A 17,303-nucleotide genomic window follows, 5' to 3' on the forward strand; every position below is an offset into this window, starting at 1 on the left:
TGCACACACGACGGGGGTCTTGTGGTCCAGCGGCGTGGGACGGAGGCTTCAGCGCTTCGAGACGACCTGCTCGCGGACGGGCAGGAACCAGGAGCGGGCGAACAGGTCGTCGGCTTCTCGGCCCACCTGGTTCTGGGCGAACCAGGCGATGCGCGCCTGGAGGGCCGCGACGGTGTCGAACCAGACCTCGCTGATGGCGTCGTAGGCCCAGCCACCGTCGGTCCTGGGCCTCGGGTGGTCCTGGACGTAGGCCGCGCCGCGGGCCTCGGCGGGGATGGGGGCCGGCGCAGCGGCACCGGCCGGACGGGCACTGCCCGCGTGATCGCGCCAGCGCACCGACACCTCGGCGTGGGTCAGGCCCTCGGCCCTCACCGCCAGCGCGAGGTGCTTGAACCGGGGGCTGCCATCGACCCAGCGGTCGTCGAGCCACGCCTCCCCGCGCACCACGATCGGCTCGGCCACCACCACCGGGCTCGTCTCGATGTCGCCGATCGCACCGAACTCCTCACCCGCGAGACCAGCGCCGCCGGCACCGGCGACGACCGACTCGAACCGGGCGAGGTTGGCGTCGTCGGTGAACCAGAAGGCGAGGACGCCATCGTGGCGAGCCGGGCCATCGACGAGATCGGGAAGCGTGATGGAGACCGTCGCCCGCGCCGGACGAACCTCGTCCGGCTCACCGAGGGCGACCGCGGCGAGGGCGTTGAGGGCCGACTCGAAGCGAGCAGGGTCGGCGCCCTCCCGCATGGTGGCGAAGCGGAGGCGCTGGATCACGAGATCGACGAGGAGGAGGACGCCGCGGCCGGATCGGAGGACGGGCTGGTCAGGTCGGTCACCCGAGCGTGCCAGCGCTCGATGGCCCGGTCCTTCACCACGGCGTAGCCCTTGATCGCCTGCGCCGATGCGGCCAGCTCGACGCGGGTCTCGTAGCTCAGGCGGGTCCCGGTGAGGTCGGGCACAAGCGCGGCGTACTCCTCGATCAGCGCCCGCTCGGCCTTGCGGTCGCGGTCGAGGCCGAACAGGTCGAGGCGGGTGCCGCGCAGGCCCTTCATCCGGGCGAGGGCACCGAACCCGAGGCGGTACGGCGCGCCCATCGGCAACTTGGTCTTGCGGCCGAGACGGCGCAGGACCGGCGGGTGGAGCTGGTACGTGACCGTGTAGTCGCCCTCGATGCCGAGGCTGCGGGCCACCTCGCCGTAGTCGACCTTGCGGTGCAGCCGGGCGACCTCGTACTCGTCCTTGTAGGTGAGCAGCTTGAACCACGACTCGGCGGCGGCCCGGGTGAGGGCCCAGCCGTGCTCGGCGCCGTCGGCAGCAGCCACGGTGGTGACGAGGTCGAGGAAGCGGCGGGCGCGGGCGGCGTCTTGGTAGTCGATCGCCTGGGCGGCCCGGCGGATCAGCAGGGTGCGCAGCTCGGCCGGCAGCTGCCGGTCGACGACGAGCGCTGATGCCTCGGCTTCGGCCGCGGCGGACGGGTCCCAGATGCCGGTGGTGGCGGCGGTCTCCTCGACCGCGTCGAGCTGCGCCTCCACGGCGGCGGGATCGTGCACCGCCCACCGGCCCCAGGCGAACGCCTCCCGGCTCTGATCCCCCCGTGATCCGGCGCCCTGGGCGGCGTCGAGGGCGGCGAGCGGGAGCGGCAGGCCGCCCAGCTGGAAGGCGGCCCCGAGGAGCACCACGTTGGCGAGCAGGTGGTTGGCGAACACCGCGTCGGCGATGCCCTTGCTGTCGATGAACGCCACCCGCTCGGCACCGACGCGCTCGGCGATGGCGGCCCGGAGCGCGGCCACGTCGGGCGGGTGGGACTGCGTCTGGAGCATCGCCGTGGTGGGCGTGAGGCTGGCGTCGACCACGGCGATGGTGCGGCCGGGCCGGACCTTGGTGAGGTGCGCCGACGAGGCTGCTTGGAGCACATCGCCCGACAGGTAGAGGTCGGCGCCCGCCGGACCGATGGCCGCCGAGCCGAGCGCGTCGCGCTGGCGCGCCAGGTGCAGGTGCGACACCACGGCGCCGGCCTTCTGGGAGAGCCCGGTCTGGTCCATGCCCTCGATGACCAGCCCGGATGCCTCGGCGGCGGCGGCGATCACCCGGTTGGCGGTGACCACGCCCGTGCCGCCGATGCCGCTGAAGCACACGCCGTACTGCCGGTCGAAGGTGGGCAGCTCGGGGCCGGGCAGCGCACCGGCCGGCAGCGTCGGCCGGGGCCGGGTGGCCGCCGCCGGCGCCGCCTTCGAGCCGGCCGCCGCGCCCGCCTTCGGCGTGATGGTGACGAACGAGGGGCAGTCGCCTTCGAGGCACGTGTAGTCGCGGTTGCACGAGGGGTCGTGGATCTCGCGCTTCTCGCCGAACTCGGTGTCGATCGGCTGCACGGACAGGCAGTTGCTCTTGGTGCTGCAGTCGCCGCAGCCCTCGCACACCGCCTCGTTGATGACGACGCGCTGGGGCGGCTCGACCTGGTCGCCGCGCTTGCGGAGGCGGCGGGCCTCGGCGGCGCACTGCTGGTCGTAGATGATCACGGTCACGCCGGGGACCGCGCGCAGCTCCTCTTGCACTTCCGGCAGCCGGCCGCGGCCGAAGACCTCGACGCCGCGCGCCCAGCGGGCCCGGCGCCCGTAGTGCTTCGGGTCCTCGGCGCAGACCACCACCTTGCGGACGCCCTCGGCCTCGAGGGCCCGGGTCATCGACGGCACGTCGAGCAGGCCGGTGACGTCTTGGCCGCCGGTCATGGCGACGGCGGCGTTGTAGAGGATCTTGAAGGTCACGTCGACGCCCCCGGCGATGCTGGCCCGGATGGCCAGCGTGCCCGAGTGGCTCAGGGTGCCGTCGCCGATGTTCTGGATGAGGTGGGGCTCGTCGACGAAGGGCGCCAGGCCCAGCCACGGCACCCCCTCGGACCCCATCGGGGTGGGCGGGAGCCGCTTCATGCCGGCGTTGCGGGCCTCGAAGTACATGATCCCGTGGCAGCCGACGCCGCCGCCCACCAGCGCTCCCTCGGGCGCGACGGTGGAGCGGTTGTGCGGGCAGCCGCTGCAGTACCCCGGCGCCCGGCCGGGGATGTCGATCAGGGGCAGCCGCGAGCGGGCCGGGACCGGCTCGGCGCCCGCCGCCAGCGCCGGCACCACCCGGGTGAGGATCTTGGCCACCGATCCCGGATCGAGCTCGCCGACGGTGGAGCTGAGCGGGCTGCCGTCACGGTCGCGCTTGCCGACGACCGGCACGGTGCGGCGCGCCTCGTGGAGGATGGCGCGCAGCTGGCTCTCGACGAACGGCCGCTTCTCCTCGATGACCACCACCTCGTCGACCGAGTCGGCGAGCTCGAGCACGGTCTCCTCGACGAGCGGATAGGTCATCGCCAGCTTCAGGATCCGGATGCCGGCGGCGGCCAGCTCGTCCGCCGTGACGCCGAGGTCGGCCAGGGCCTGCACCACGTCGAAGTAGGTCTTGCCGGCGCACACGATGCCGATGGCGGCGCCCGGCCCGGCGCCGCTGACGCGGTCGAGCCCGTTGTGGCGGACGTAGGCCCGGGCCGCCTGGAGGCGGAGGTCGACGACGAGCGCCTCCTGGTCGGGCACCGCGTGGGGGCCGATGGTGGGGAGCGGCTGGTGCTGCCACGGCTGCCCGGCGATGACGACGCCTTCCGGGTCGGTCGGGTGGTGGCGGTCGGCACCGACGTCGACGCTGCCGATGCCGTCGGCGACCGACGTGACGACCTTGAGCCCCACCCACGCCCCGGCGTAGCGCGACAGGTGGAAGGCGTGGACGCCGAGGTCGAGCACCTCCTGCTGGTCGCCCGGGTAGAGCACCGGCACGCACGCATCCTCGAACGCCTGCTGGCTGTCGCAGTTGAGGGTGGACGACTTGGCGCCCGGATCGTCGCCGCAGAACATCACGGCGCCGCCGTTGGGCCCCGCACCCATGGCGTTGGCGTGCTTGAGCACGTCGCCGCACCGGTCGAGGCCCGGGGTCTTGCCGTACCAGGCGCCGGCCACCCCGTCGACGCCCTCGGCGTAGTCGATCGACGCGCCCATCTGGCTGCCCCACACGGTGGCCGCGGCCAGCTCCTCGTTGAGCCCGGGCCGGTGGTGGATGGCGTGCGCGGCGAGCTCGGGGCCGAGCTTCTCGAGCGTGAGGTCGAACGTGCCGAGCGGCGAGCCCGGGTAGCCGGAGACCATGGTGGCGGTGTGCAGGCCGGCGGCCTCGTCGAGCTGCTGGCGCAGCACGAGCAGGCGGGCCAGGGCGTCGACCCCGGAGAGGATGGTGGTGGGCCGCGGGCGGACCGCCACCTCGGGTACCACCGGGGGCGGTGCCTCCCCCGCGGCCGGGTCGGTGACGGGCAGGTCGGTCACGGGTAGATCGCCGGGTTGACGTGCGCGAACGCGCCGCCCTTGATGACCGCCCGGCGGCGCTCGGGCTGCTGCAGGACGGTGATGTCGTCCGTGGGGTCGCCGTCGACGACCAGCAGGTCGGCGAGCAGGCCCTCGCGCACCTCGCCGGTGTCGAACCGGGCGGCGGCGGCCAGGTTGCGGGTGGCGGTGTGGATGGCCTCGACAGGGGTCAGGCCGACCTGGTCGACGTAGCGCTGGAGCTCGGCCGCGTAGGTGCCGTGGTGGGTCCACTGGTGGCCGAAGTCGCCGCCCGAGAGGATGGGGATGCCGGCCGCCTGCAGCCGTCGGAGCGACTCGATCTGGGCGGGCAGCTCGATGCGGTAGCCCGACGCGTCGATCCGCTCGGCGGTGAGGCCCCACGGCTCGGCGTGCCCGTTCACGACGGCGTAGAGGTAGTGGAGCCCGGGGCAGACCCAGACGTCGTCGCCCCGCTGCTCCAGCTCGGAGAGGGCTTCGTCGTCGAGGAAGCAGGCGTGGTGGATGATCCGCACCCCGGTGCGCGCCGCCATGGCCACGCTGGCGGCACCGCGGGCGTGGGCGGTGAGGAAGGCGCCGTACTTGTCGGCCTCGTCGACCGCGGCGAGGAGCATCTCGTCGTCCATGTAGACGTCGTCGGACGGGTGCTCGGGCACCACGCCGTCGCCGGAGATGAACAGCTTGAGCGCCCGGACGCCCGAGTCGCACTGCTGGGCGACGATGGCGCGCAGCTCGGCCGCGTTCGACGCGACGTCCATCATCTCGCCCTCACCGCCGAGCCCGCCGACCTCGGCGATCATCATCCCGCTGGGCACGATGCGCGGCCCGGGGATCAGGCCCTTGTCGATGGACTCCTTCGCCAGCACGTCGTCGTGGGCCTGGAGCACCCCGGCCCCGATGATCGACGTGTAGCCGCTCTCGAGGAAGGTGCGGGCCACGGCCGCCACGTCGAGCATGTGCTCCTCGGGGGGCGAGGCGGCCACGCCGGCATGGTCGAACACGAAGTCGAGCGGCCAGCTGATGTGCGTGTGGGCGTCGCCCAGGCCGGGGAGGACGGTGGCGCCGGCGAGGTCGACCACGCGCACGGCACCCTCGTCGACATCGAGCCGGCCGTGGGCCACCGCGGCGATGCGCTCGCCCTCGATGAGGACGTCGCCGTCGAAGGGCACCTCGGCCAGATCCCCGGTGCAGGTGAGCACCCTGGCGTCCCTCAGCAGCGTCCGTTCGGCCAACGCCGACCTCCTCAGTTGGTGAGCAAGTGCTCACTCCGCAAGTGTACGCATCCCGCGCCGCCCGGGTGCGGGCCGTCAGTCCGACGACGGCAGCGGCTTGGCCCCCTTGAGGCCGAGCGCGGCCTCGCCGATCGACAGCGATCCCTCGCCCGACTTCGTGCACAGCAGCTCGATCGACGCCTCGTCGTCGCTGTAGCGCTTGCCGATGGCGGTGCCGTCGGCGAAGCCGGGCTCGATCGCCCCCCGCTCGGCGGCGTCGTCGGCGAGCAGCGCCATCGGCGCGCCGCCGCAGCGCAGATCGACCGCCCCGACGGGTGCCTTGATCACGGCCACCTCGGTGTCGCACACCGTCGACCGGAGCCTCGCTCCGGCCTGCAGCTCGATCGTCATCGTCAGGCTCCTCATCTTCTGGTGGGGTGGGGATGGAACCCCTGCGGGAACCATCGCGCGAGAACCGAGCGCGCACCACCGGGCGCCCGCTCGCTCCGGTTGACAGTACCCGTGTTTGGTGTCAGTGTGCCGACACCAACTTGCGAGGGGACCCGCGGATGACCATCACCAATGCCAGCGACGTGTACTGGGATCCGTACGACCAGGCCATCGACGCCGACCCGTACCCCACGTTCCGGCGCCTGCGCGACGAGGCACCGCTCTACTACAACGCCGAGCACGACTTCTACGCCCTGAGCCGCTTCGAGGACGTCGAGCGCAGCCTGCTCGATCCCTCGACGTTCATCTCCGGCAAGGGCGGGATCCTCGAGCTCATCAAGTCGGGGATCGAGATGCCGCCCGGGATCTTGATCTTCGAGGATCCGCCCACGCACACGATCCACCGCCGGCTCCTGTCGCGGATGTTCACGCCCAAGCGCGTCGCCGCGCTCGAACCGAAGATCCGGGAGTTCTGCGCCCGCAGCCTCGATCCCTTCGTGGGCGAGGAGGGCTTCGATCTCGTCACCGACTTCGGTGCGCTGATCCCGATGTGGACCATCGGCATGCTCCTCGGCATCCCCGAAGCCGATCAGATGGCGATCCGCGACCAGACCGACGACAACCTCCGCACCGAGCGGGGCCAGCCGATGGAGGTCAACCCGGAGCGCCTCGGCAACGGCGAGCTGTTCGAGGAGTACATCGACTGGCGGGCCGACCACCCGTCCGACGACATCATGACCGAGCTCCTCCACGCCGAGTTCGAGGACGAGACCGGCACCGTCCGCACCCTCACCCGGCCCGAGATCCTCACCTACCTCGCGGTGGTGGCCGGCGCCGGCAACGAGACCACCGCCCGCCTCATCGGCTGGTCCGGCAAGGTCCTGGCCGAGCACCCCGATCAGCGGCGCGAGCTGGTGGAGGACCGGTCGCTCATCCCGGGTGCCATCGAGGAGCTGCTCCGCTTCGAGACGCCGGCACCCCACGCCGGGCGGGTCACGTCCCGAGACGTCGAGCTCCACGGCCAGACCATCCCCGAGAACAGCGCCGTGCTCATGCTGAACGGCTCCGCCAACCACGACGACCGCCGCTTCCCCGACCCGGACCGGTTCGACATCCACCGCGCCGACGGCACCCACATCACGTTCGGGTACGGCATCCACTTCTGCCTGGGCGCCGCGCTGGCCCGGCTCGAGGGCCGGGTGGCGCTCGACGAGGTGCTCACCCGCTTCCCCGAGTGGGACGTCGACATGGTCAACGCCCGCACCGCGCCCACCTCCACGGTGCGCGGCTGGGAGTCGCTCCCGATCACCACCCGGGCCTGACCGCCGAGGCCGGACGGGCCGGCGCCGCACCCCGGCGCCGGCGTCCGTAGCATCGCCACCGTCATGAGTGCTCCCCCGGCCCCCGACGCACCCGAGCCCGCGCCTCCTCGCCGCGCCTACGACAACACGCTGCGCCGCCAGCGGGCCGCCGAGACCCGCGAGCGGATCGTCACCGCGGGGTCCGAGCTGCTCCACGGCGCGCCCGTCCGCGAGTTCCAGGGGCTCACGGTGCGGGCCGTGGCCGAGCGCGCCGGCGTGAACGAGCGCACCATCTACCGCCACTTCGAGTCCGAGCGCGGCCTGCGCGACGCGGTGATGCACCGGCTCGAGCAGGAGGCCGACATCAGCCTCGAGGGCATGCGGCTCGAAGACCTCGCCGCGCTCACCACCCGGCTCTTCGAGCACGTGGCGTCGTTCCCGCCCACCGCCCGGCCGACGCTCGACCCCACGCTGTCGGAGGCCAAGGCGCGCCAGCAGCAGGCTCTGCTCGACGCGGTCGGGGCGGGCACCGCCGGGTGGTCGCCGGCGGACCGCCGGACCGTCGCCGCGGTCTTCGACGTGCTGTGGAGCGTCGCCGCGTTCGAGCGGTTGGTCGCCGACTGGGACCTCGATCCGGGCCAGGCCACCGCCGGGCTCACCTGGGTGATCGGCCTGGTGGAGGCCGCGATCGCCGCCGGCGAACCGCCGAGCGGCGCGCGCTGAGCTGATCTAGTACCGTTTCCGCCTGTGAGAAGCTGCCTTCCACGTAGCGGAAACATCATGCACACCAGGGCCGCCCAGGACCAGCGTCAGCACATGGCGATGGAAGTGAGCGTGCACTAAGTTACGCCGGGCGCAGGGGAGCGCATCGGGGATCGCTCGGCCACGGCCGGCGTCGTCGAAGCGCTGACGTCCACCATCACATTCGGATCAGAACGACCATCGAGTCGGAGGGGTACATGCGAAACGCCGGGAACCACAAGCAGGCTGCACGCCGGAGCTTCAGGATCGCCGCGGTGGCCGGGAGCGCCGTGCTGCTGCTCGCGGTCAGCGCCTGCGCGGGATCGAGCGATGCGGGGTCAGGCGGGGCCTCGGCGTCCACCACCGCCCCCACCAAGTCGAAGGTCGAGACCCTGCTGGGCCCCGTGAACAAGGCCACGGGCAGCACCATCAAGCTCGGGTTCATCTCCGACGGCGCCACCGACGCCTTCGACAACACCAGCGAGCTCGACGCCGCCAAGGCCTCGGTCGACTACTTCAACGAGCACCAGGCGGGCGTGGCCGGCCACAAGGTCGAGCTCGAGACCTGCACCACCGGCGGCGACCCCGCAGGCGCCACCGACTGCGGCAACCAGCTCGTCCAGAAGAACGTGGCCGCCGTGGCCCTCGCCCAGTCGGCCGTGGCCGAATCGGCGTGGGAGCCCATCAACAAGGCCAAGATCCCCATGTTCATCATGGCGGCCAACGGTGACTCGATCTTGAAGTCGCCCAACTACACCTACGTGGTCTACGACGGCACCAGCGCCCTGTTCAGCCTGCCGTTCTCGGTGGCCAAGCAGCAGAAGGTGAAGAAGCTGGCGTTCGTCGTCATCGACGTGCCCCAGGCCGTCGCCGTCTTCGAGAGCACCGGTCCCGCCGCCATGAAGAAGGCCGGCCTCGACTACGTGCTCGTGAAGGTGCCCGCCGGCACCGCCGACATGACCCCGCAGATGCAGGAGGTCGCCAGCAGCGGCGCCGGCCTCGTCCACGTCATCGGCAACGACGCCTTCTGCATCGCAGCGTTCCAGGGCCTGCAGGCCGTGGCCTACGACGGCACCGTCACCTCCATCACCCAGTGCATCACCGATGCCACCCGGAAGTCGGCCCCGCCGGAGATCCTCGACGGCATGTACGTCACCGCCACCGCGGCCGTCGGCGCCAGCGACGACCCGAGCTACCAGCTCTACGACGCCATCATGCGCACCTTCGCCCCCGACACCAAGCTGATCGACGACTCGATCACGATGCAGGCCTACGGTGCCATGAGCGGTCTGCTCACCTCGCTCCAGGGCGTCAAGGGCGACGTCACCCCCGACACGGCCAACACCGCCATCAAGACCATGAAGCTGTCGGAGTACCCCGGTGCGGCCGGCCTCAAGTACCAGTGCGGTGCCGGCCAGTCGAAGAACTACCCGGTCACCGTCTGCACCAACCAGACCCTCCAGGCACAGCTCGACTCGAAGGGCCGACCCACCAAGTACACGGTCGGCGAGCCGTTCGAGTCGTAACCAGCGGGCTCACCCCTCGCAGGCCCCCCGAAGAACACACCAACGGAGACACCCGTGGATCACATCGCGAGCATGATGCTCGGCCTCGGCAATGGCGGGGTGTTCGCGGCGCTCGCCGTCGCGATCGTCATCACCTACCGCAGCTCCGGGGTGGTCAACTTCGGCACGGGGGTCATCGCCCTCTACGTGGCGTACGTGTACGCCGGCCTGCGCAGGGGTGAGCTGCTCGTCATCATCCCCGGGTTCAAGAACAGCGTGGACCTCGGCTCGCCGCTGGCCTTCGGGCCGGCGGCGGCCATCGCCATGGTGTTCGCCGCCATCCTGGGGGCGGTCCTCTACCTGGTGGTCTTCCGACCGCTGCGCGATGCGCCGCAGCTCGCCCAGGCCGTCGCCTCGCTCGGCGTCCTGGTCATCATGCAGGGAGCCCTCGCCGTGCGCATGGGCACGGCGCCCATCAGCGTCGCTCCCCTCTTCCTGGTCCAGCGCTGGAAGCTCGGCTCGGTCCTCATCCTCTCGGACCGCGCCTACCTCGCCCTGGCGGTGATGGGGCTCACCCTCGGGCTGGCCGCCGTCTACCGGTTCACCCGGTTCGGCCTGGTCACCCAAGCCGTCGCCGAGTCCCAGACCGGCGCCTACGTCAGCCGCATCTCGCCCGACCGGGTGGCGCTGCTCAACTGGATGGTGAGCGCCTGCGTCGCCGGCGCCGCCGGCATCCTCATCGCCCCGCTGAGCCCCCTCACCCCCATCACCTACACGCTCTTCGTGGTGCCGGCTCTTGCCGCCGCTGTCGTGGGGCGGTTCCAGTACCTGATCGTCACCGCCGTCGCCGGCCTGGGCATCGGCATGCTGCAGTCCGAGGCGATCACGCTGGCCGGCAAGCACAGCTGGATGCCCCACACCGGCGCCTCCGAGCTGGTCCCGCTGATCGTCATCCTCATCGCCCTCCTGGTCGCCGGCCGCGACATGCCCACGCGCGGCGGCCTGGCCCAGCAGTCGCTCGGCAAGGCGCCCCGGGCCCGGGGGCTGCTCCTCCCGGTCATCATCGGCTCGTCCATCGGGCTCGTGGCCCTGCTGGCCACCAGCGGCCAGTGGCGCGCGGCGGTCATCGGCAGCTTCATCGCCGCCATCATCGGGCTGTCGATCGTCGTGGTCACCGGCTACGCCGGCCAGGTGTCGCTCGCCCAGCTCGCGCTCGCCGGGGTCGCCGCCTTCACGCTGAGCTACCTCACCCAGAGCTGGCACATCCCGTTCCCGATCGCCCCGCTGCTCGCCGCCCTGGTCGCCGCATTCGTGGGCGTGCTCATCGGCCTGCCCGCCCTCCGCCTGCGCGGCCTGACGCTGGGCGTGGTCACGCTGGCGTTCGCCTACGCGATCGAGGCGCTCTGGTTCAAGAACACCGACATCGTCAGCTCCGCCGGAGCCCGCGCCACCCCGCCGAAGCTGTTCGGCGTCGACCTGAGCATCGGCATCGGCCACGCCTTCCCCCGGATCCAGTTCGGTCTCGTGTGCCTCTTCACCCTCGTCCTGGTGGCGGTCGGCGTCGCCCTCCTGCGCCGCAGCTCGCTCGGCTCGGCCATGCTCGCCGTGCGCGCCAACGAGCGCTCCGCCGCCGGCGTGGGCGTGAACGTGGTCTGGGTCAAGGTCATCTCCTTCGCCATCGCCTCGTTCATCGCCGGCCTGGGCGGCAGCCTCCTGGCGTACCGGCGCACCGTCGTCACCTACGACTCGTTCACCGCCCTCGGCGGCCTAGCCCTCCTGTCCACCGCCTACCTCGCCGGGGTCACCTCGGTGTGGGGCGGCATCATGGCCGGCATCTTGGCCACCACCGGCGTGGTGTTCCTGGCCGTCGGCACCTGGATCCACCTGGGTGCCTGGTACGCCGTGATCATGGGCGTCCTGCTCATCGTCACCCTCATCACCAACCCCGAGGGCCTGGCCGGCTCGGGCCACGCGCTCGCCGACCGGCTGGCCGCCCGGCGGGGCAAGACCACCGCCCGCACCGCCGACGAGGCCGACGCCGTCGATGCCCTCGGAGCCGAGGCCAAGCCCGAGCGCCTGCCGGTGGTCCCGGCCCGCACGGTGCTGGCCGTCGACGAGCTCACCGTCCGCTACGGCGGCGTGGTGGCCGTCAACGAGGTCACGCTCGAGGTGGGCGCCGGGATGATCGTGGGCCTCATCGGGCCCAACGGTGCCGGCAAGACCAGCGTCATCGACGCCATCACCGGCTTCGCCCCGGCCCGGGGCACCGTCACCCTCGACGGCAACGACATCTCCGGCCTCAAGCCCCACGCCCGGGTCCGCGCCGGCATGGGCCGAACCTTCCAGTCGCTCGAGCTCTACGACGACCTGTGGGTCGAGGAGAACGTGAGCGTGGCGGCCTTCGGTTCCGGCCAGGCCGATCGCGAAGACGCCATCGCCGCCGCCCTCGCCCGGGTGGGGATCGGCGCCCTGAGCGAGCGCCCCGCCGGCGACCTCAGCCAAGGCGAGCGCCAGCTGGTCTCCATCGCCCGGGCCTGCGTGGCCGAGCCCGAGGTCCTGCTCCTCGACGAGCCCGCCGCCGGTCTCGACGGCACCGAGCGCACCCGCCTCGCCGACCGCATCCGCGACATCGCGGGCGGCGGCACCGGCGTGCTGCTGGTCGACCACGACGTCTCGCTGGTGCTGGGCGTGTGCGACCTCATCTACGTGCTCGACTTCGGCCGGGTCATCGCCCACGGGCCACCTTCGGCCATCCGCTCCGACCCGGCCGTGGCCGAGGCGTACCTCGGCTCCGTCCGCAACGACGACACCGCCGAGCCGTCCCTGGCCGCCGCTCCTCCGGCTACCGCCAAGCCGGTCGCCGGGCCCGCCTCACCGTCGGGAGCGATGGCATGACCCCCCGCCTCGCGTGCAGCGGGCTCACGGGCGGCCGTGGGTCCTCGATCGTCTTCCGAGACCTGGACCTCGACCTCGAGGCCGGGCGCGTGCTCACGCTCCTCGGCCCCAACGGGGCCGGCAAGACCACGCTGCTGCTCACCCTCGCCGGCCTGCTCCCCTCGAAGGCGGGCACGGTCAGCATCGACGGCGTGGCGCTCCACGGCGGCCGGCCCAACGCGGCCAGCAAGGCGGGCATCGTGCTCGTGCCCGACGACCGCTGCCTGTTCACCACCCTCACGGTCGAGCAGAACCTCGAGGTGGCCAGCCAGCGCGGCGGCCCCTCCCCCAAGGACATGATCGCCACGTTCCCCGCGCTCGAGAAGCGCTGGAAGGTCTCGGCCGGCGCGCTCTCGGGCGGCGAGCAGCAGATGCTCGTCATGGCCCGTGCGCTCATCCAGCAGCCGAAGGTGCTGCTCGTCGACGAGATGAGCATGGGCCTGGCGCCGCTGGTGGTGGAGCAGCTGTTCAGCACCGTCCGCGAGATCGCCACCGACCACGAGGCCGCCATCGTGCTCGTCGAGCAGCACGTGAACCTGGCGCTCGAGGTGGCCGACGAGGCCATCGTGCTGAACCGGGGCACGATCGTCCTGCACGACGAGGCCGAGGCCCTGCGCGGCGACTCGCGGATCGAGCAGGCGTACTTCGGAGACGTCGATGCCGCCGACGAGGCCGCCGTCCCGAGCTGAACCCTCCCGCTCGAGCTGAGGGCTCCGCCATGACCACCACCGATCCCCCCTTCATCCCACCGCTCGCCGCCGACTTCGAGCACCTCGCCGACTTCGACCTCGGCTTCGGCTTCGGCACGCCCGACTTCGACCTGGCCGGCATGCGAGCCGCGGTCTCCGCCGCCATGCCCGAGCCGCCGGCCTCCGACTTCGTCCGCGCCGATCGGGTGGTCCTCGACGCCGATGCCGGCGTGGCCATCGACACGTACACCCCCACCGCGCCCGGCCCCCACCCCGCGCTGGTCTGGTTCCACGGCGGCGGCTACGTCATCGGCTCGGCTGCGCTCGACAGCGTCCGCATGCAGCGGTGGGCCGAGGACCTCGGCTGCTTCGTGGCCTCGGTCGACTACCGCCTCGCACCCGACCACCGGTACCCCGCGGCGCACGACGACGCCGTCCGGGCGCTCGAGTGGGTGCTGGCGGCGGCGGCCGACCACGCCATCGACGCGGGTCGGATCGTCGTCGGCGGCGCCAGCGCCGGTGCCGGCCTGGCCGCCGGGCTCGCCCTCGCCGCCCGCGACCGGGGCATCGCCCTCGCCGGGCAGCTGCTCTTCTACCCGATGCTCGACGACCGCCAGCAGACCGCGTCGAGCACCTGGGAGGCGCCGATCTGGTCGCAGACCTCCAACGAGTTCGGCTGGCGGTCCTACCTCGGCACCGAGCTCGGCGATGACGTCCCCGCCTACGCGGCGCCGGCCCGGGCCGAGCGCCTCGACGGGCTCCCGCCCACGCTGGTGCTGGTCGGGGCCGCCGACCGCTTCTTCGACGAGGACGTCACCTACGCCACCCGCCTGATCCATGCCGGGGTGCCCACCGACGTGCAGATCTACGCCGGCGCTCCGCACGGCTTCGACCTCGTCGCTCCAGAGTCGACCACCTCCCTCGCCGCCGTCGGCGAGGCGGAACGGTGGCTGCGGGACCTCTTCGCCGGCTGAGCGCCGCCCGTCAGGAGGCGGCCAGGGCGGCGGCGACGGCGGCGCCGGTGGGCACCGCGTTCAGGTAGGGCTCGGGGTCGTGGGCGCGATGGCCGTTGTCGACCAGGACGTCCTCGACCCGCTCGTCGTAGACCTCGGCCAGGGCGGTCACCGAAGCGGCGCGATCGCCCACGGCGGCCACGTTCACCCAGCGCTGCACCGAGCCGGGCCAGCCCGCCCCCTCGCCGATGGGCGGATCGAGCTGACCGGTCACCATCGGCTGGCCGAGCGGCGAGCCCAGGGTCACCAGGGTGTGCACCTTCCAGTGCGGGTTGCGCCGCAGCGCGTTGTACGACACCACCGACCCGAGGCTGTGGCCGACGATCACACGGGTGTCGTCGGTGACCGCGGCATCGATGCGCTCCCAGACGCGCGCCTGGAGGTCGGGCATCGTCGTCATGATCGCCACCAGGTCGACCGTCCGATCGAACGCGGCCTCACCGGCCGCTTGGCTGACCATGTCGATGCTCCCGCCGAGGTTGGTGAGCAGCTCGGCCGCGCCCGCCCGCGACGCCTCGAACGCGGCGGCGTCGGCCGCCTCCGGATCGCGGCGGAACAGGTCGCCGTAGAAGCAGACGGCCACGTCGTCATCGGCGATCTGGGCGCCCTGGTGCCACAGCCCGTCGCGCAGCGCCGGCATCCACCGGGCCTTGAGCTCGTTGGGGCCCCACAGCTCGTTGAACGCCCCGTGCACCAACACGACCTTCGCCATCCGCACTCCCCTCTCGCGGCGCGCCCTGCGGGGAGCGCCTCGTCGATGCTGACCGGCGCGGCCGCCCCGGAGCAACCGTCGCGCTCAGCCCAGGGCGGCCGCTTCAATGTCGGCCGCCGGCTCGATGTCGGGCAGGCGCATCATCCGGAACGAGTTGAGGAACCCGAGCACCGCCGCGCTGACCGGTACGAGCATCGCGACCTGCAGGGCCCGGTCGCGCGCCTCGTCGTTGATCCGGATGATCTCGGCCTGGATGGCCGCCGGCTGCCCGGAGATCTGCGCCTGGAGCTGAGCGTCGCTCATCACCTCGGCGTCGTGCTCGAGCACCGTCGACACCTGCTGCTTGTCCTGCGGCGGGAGCACCGCGCTGTCGTTGCTGAGGTTGGTGAACGCGAACGACAGGGTGGCGAGCATGATCCCGCCGGCGAAGGCCAGCCCGAACGACAGCCCGAACGAGCCCGCCGCCGAGTTCACCCCGGCCGCTTCGCTGATCCGCTCCTGGGAGATGGGGGCCAGCGCGTAGTTGTTGAGCTGCGACACCAGCAGGCCCATCCCGACGCCGGCGATCACCAGCGGGATCGCCAGGGCCAGGCCCGAGCCGGTTCGGGGCACGATCGGGACGATCACCGCGAAGCCCACCGCGGTGAGGGCGAAGCCGACGCGGATGATCGCCGCCGGGCGCCGCCGGCCCGCCCGCTTCCCGGCGACGACGGCCACCGCGAACATCGTGAGCGAGAGCGGCGCCATCGAGAGGCCGGCCTTCATGGCGTCGTAGCCCAGGGCCATCTGCAAGAAGAGCGGCAGGGCGATCATGGCCCCGCCGAGCGCCGTCTGGTTGAACATCTGGGAGGTGATGCCGACCCGGAAGTTCGGCGAGGAGAAGAGGCCGGCGTCGATCAGCGCGAGCTTGCCCTCGCGCTTGCGGCGCACCAGCCACCGAGCGAACCCGAACAGCGCCGCGCCCCCGACCACCAGCAGCGCGCCGACGGCCTCGCCGCCCTCCTGCCACACCAGGATGCTGAGGACGAGCCCGCCCATGCCCACGACCGAGAGCAGCGCGCCGACGCGGTCGATCCCCCGCTCGCCCGTGTAGGGCACGTCCTGCACCAGCTTGATCTGCGACAAGACGATGGCGATGATCACCACCTCGAGCGCGAACCCGACCCGCCACGACAGGTAGGTGGTGATGAACCCGCCGAGCAGCGGGCCCACCGCGGCGGCGATGGCCGCCGCCGCGCCCACCAGGGCGTACACCTTGGCTTGGGCCGTGCCGGTGAAGTTGCCGTGGATGAGCGACTGCATGGCCGGCAGCAGCAGGGCGGCACCCAGGCCGCCGAGGATCGCCCAGAAGATGATCATCGCCCGCAGGTCCTGCGCCACGGTCATGGCGAGCGCGCCCACCGCGTACGCGCACAGGCCCAGGACGTAGGCCCGCTTGCGCCCGATCAGGTCGCCGACCTTGCTGTTGATGAGGATGAACGCGGCCGAGACCAGCGCCTCCAGGGCGATCGCCGACTGCACGCCGCTGGCCGTGGTGTCGAGGTCCTTCACCACCGCGGAGATCGACACGTTCATGATCGACGTGTCGACGACCAGCACGAACATCGCCATGGCCAGCAGGAGGCCGAGCCGCCCAGGGTTCTGGTCGACAGCCGCTTCCGGGCCGTTCACCGGGCTGGTCATGGTCCTTCGCTCCGCTCCCGCTCGTGGTTCACCACAGGATGGTGCCACGGACGGCGGGCGGCGCGGGCCGGGCCGGCACCGGGAGCCCCCGGCGCCGGCCCCGCCGCGCCTACTTCTTCTTCTTCTTGCCCTTCTTCTTCTTGTCCTTCTTCTTGCTCTTCTTGCTCTTCTTGTCCTTCTTCTTGGCCACGTGGCCCTCCTCTGAAGCGGAGACGGCGGTCCTGGTACGGCCCAAGACGACCGGCTCCCACCCCGGCGACCTGCCGGGACGACGTGCACGGGGACGGACGGCGTCAGCCGCGCATGGCCTCGACGTCCCGCCCGTGAGCGGTCAGCGCCCAGATCACCGCGACGCACACGGCGATGATCACCGTCGACCACACCGGCTGGTACGGCAGCCACAGGAAGTTGGCGAGCAGGCTGGCGCACGCGGCGAACACACCGACGGTGCGCCCGAGCACGTGGCCCTTCAAGATGCCGAGGCCCGAGCAGAACACGACGATGCCGATGATCACGTGGATCCAGCCCCACGTGGTGACGTTGAACTTGAACGCGTAGTCGCTGCCGATCACGAAGTAGCCGTCGTTCAGGATCGCCGCCAGCCCTGAGAAGAACTGGAGCGTCCCGGCGACGAACAGCATGAACGCCGCGAACGACGCCCAGCCCACGGCCCAACCACTTGGGTTCTCTTCCGACATGGTCT

General features: G+C 72.0%; 14 protein-coding genes. 6 read left to right on the forward strand and 8 right to left on the reverse strand.

Going from position 1 to position 17,303, the window contains the following annotated elements; genetic code table 11:
* Positions 1-48: 48 nt before the first annotated feature.
* From ACPPVX_RS08635 to ACPPVX_RS08650, 4 genes are all read right to left on the reverse strand, one after another.
* Positions 49-774 (reverse strand): EthD domain-containing protein, encoded by a 726-nt coding sequence (locus ACPPVX_RS08635; protein WP_426574488.1) that lies wholly within the window; start codon positions 772-774, stop codon positions 49-51.
* The gene (locus tag ACPPVX_RS08640) at positions 771-4,346 is read right to left on the reverse strand and encodes an indolepyruvate ferredoxin oxidoreductase family protein (RefSeq protein ID WP_426574489.1); all 3,576 of its coding nucleotides are present in this window, start codon (positions 4,344-4,346) and stop codon (positions 771-773) included. Before ACPPVX_RS08640 ends, ACPPVX_RS08635 begins: the two co-directional genes overlap by 4 nt.
* Complete coding sequence (locus ACPPVX_RS08645; protein WP_426574490.1) at positions 4,343-5,593, reverse strand: amidohydrolase family protein; 1,251 nt, start codon at positions 5,591-5,593, stop codon at positions 4,343-4,345. The genes ACPPVX_RS08640 and ACPPVX_RS08645 overlap by 4 nt, the downstream gene beginning before the upstream one ends.
* 75 nt (positions 5,594-5,668) lie before the next feature.
* The gene (locus ACPPVX_RS08650; RefSeq protein ID WP_426574491.1) at positions 5,669-5,983 is read right to left on the reverse strand and encodes a hypothetical protein; all 315 of its coding nucleotides are present in this window, start codon (positions 5,981-5,983) and stop codon (positions 5,669-5,671) included.
* Between the two features lie 158 nt (positions 5,984-6,141).
* Here ACPPVX_RS08650 and ACPPVX_RS08655 point away from each other — a divergent pair, with 158 nt between their 5' ends.
* The 6 genes from ACPPVX_RS08655 to ACPPVX_RS08680 all read left to right on the forward strand — a co-directional run bounded on the left by ACPPVX_RS08655 (position 6,142) and on the right by ACPPVX_RS08680 (position 14,166).
* Complete coding sequence (locus ACPPVX_RS08655; RefSeq protein WP_426574492.1) at positions 6,142-7,344, forward strand: cytochrome P450; 1,203 nt, start codon at positions 6,142-6,144, stop codon at positions 7,342-7,344.
* Between the two features lie 63 nt (positions 7,345-7,407).
* Positions 7,408-8,046, forward strand: coding sequence for a TetR/AcrR family transcriptional regulator (locus tag ACPPVX_RS08660; protein ID WP_426574493.1), 639 nt, complete (start codon positions 7,408-7,410; stop codon positions 8,044-8,046).
* 236 nt (positions 8,047-8,282) lie between these two features.
* The gene (locus tag ACPPVX_RS08665; RefSeq protein WP_426574494.1) at positions 8,283-9,590 is read left to right on the forward strand and encodes an ABC transporter substrate-binding protein; all 1,308 of its coding nucleotides are present in this window, start codon (positions 8,283-8,285) and stop codon (positions 9,588-9,590) included.
* Between the two features lie 54 nt (positions 9,591-9,644).
* Positions 9,645-12,464: an ABC transporter permease subunit gene (locus ACPPVX_RS08670; protein ID WP_426574495.1), complete on the forward strand. Its 2,820-nt coding sequence runs from the start codon at positions 9,645-9,647 to the stop codon at positions 12,462-12,464.
* A complete protein-coding gene (locus tag ACPPVX_RS08675; protein WP_426574497.1) occupies positions 12,461-13,192 on the forward strand; it encodes an ABC transporter ATP-binding protein in 732 nt (243 codons plus the stop codon). Before ACPPVX_RS08670 ends, ACPPVX_RS08675 begins: the two co-directional genes overlap by 4 nt.
* A gap of 29 nt (positions 13,193-13,221) precedes the next feature.
* Positions 13,222-14,166 carry an alpha/beta hydrolase gene (locus tag ACPPVX_RS08680; protein WP_426574498.1) on the forward strand — a complete coding sequence of 315 codons (945 nt, stop codon included), beginning with the start codon at positions 13,222-13,224 and terminating at the stop codon, positions 14,164-14,166.
* Between the two features lie 10 nt (positions 14,167-14,176).
* Here ACPPVX_RS08680 and ACPPVX_RS08685 read toward each other — a convergent pair whose 3' ends face one another.
* From ACPPVX_RS08685 to ACPPVX_RS08700, 4 genes are all read right to left on the reverse strand, one after another.
* Entirely contained in the window at positions 14,177-14,917 is a 741-nt protein-coding gene (locus tag ACPPVX_RS08685; RefSeq protein WP_426574499.1) for a hypothetical protein, read from the reverse strand.
* A gap of 84 nt (positions 14,918-15,001) precedes the next feature.
* Positions 15,002-16,600 (reverse strand): MFS transporter, encoded by a 1,599-nt coding sequence (locus ACPPVX_RS08690; protein WP_426574500.1) that lies wholly within the window; start codon positions 16,598-16,600, stop codon positions 15,002-15,004.
* A 109-nt stretch (positions 16,601-16,709) separates the two neighbouring features.
* Entirely contained in the window at positions 16,710-16,835 is a 126-nt protein-coding gene (locus ACPPVX_RS08695) for a hypothetical protein (RefSeq protein ID WP_426574501.1), read from the reverse strand.
* Positions 16,836-16,893: 58 nt separating this feature from the next.
* Positions 16,894-17,298, reverse strand: coding sequence for a DUF7144 family membrane protein (locus tag ACPPVX_RS08700; RefSeq protein WP_426574502.1), 405 nt, complete (start codon positions 17,296-17,298; stop codon positions 16,894-16,896).
* Positions 17,299-17,303: the final 5 nt, after the last annotated feature.

This window comes from Aquihabitans sp. McL0605 (assembly GCF_049993875.1).
In the GTDB taxonomy this organism is placed as follows: Bacteria; Actinomycetota; Acidimicrobiia; order Acidimicrobiales; family Iamiaceae; genus Aquihabitans.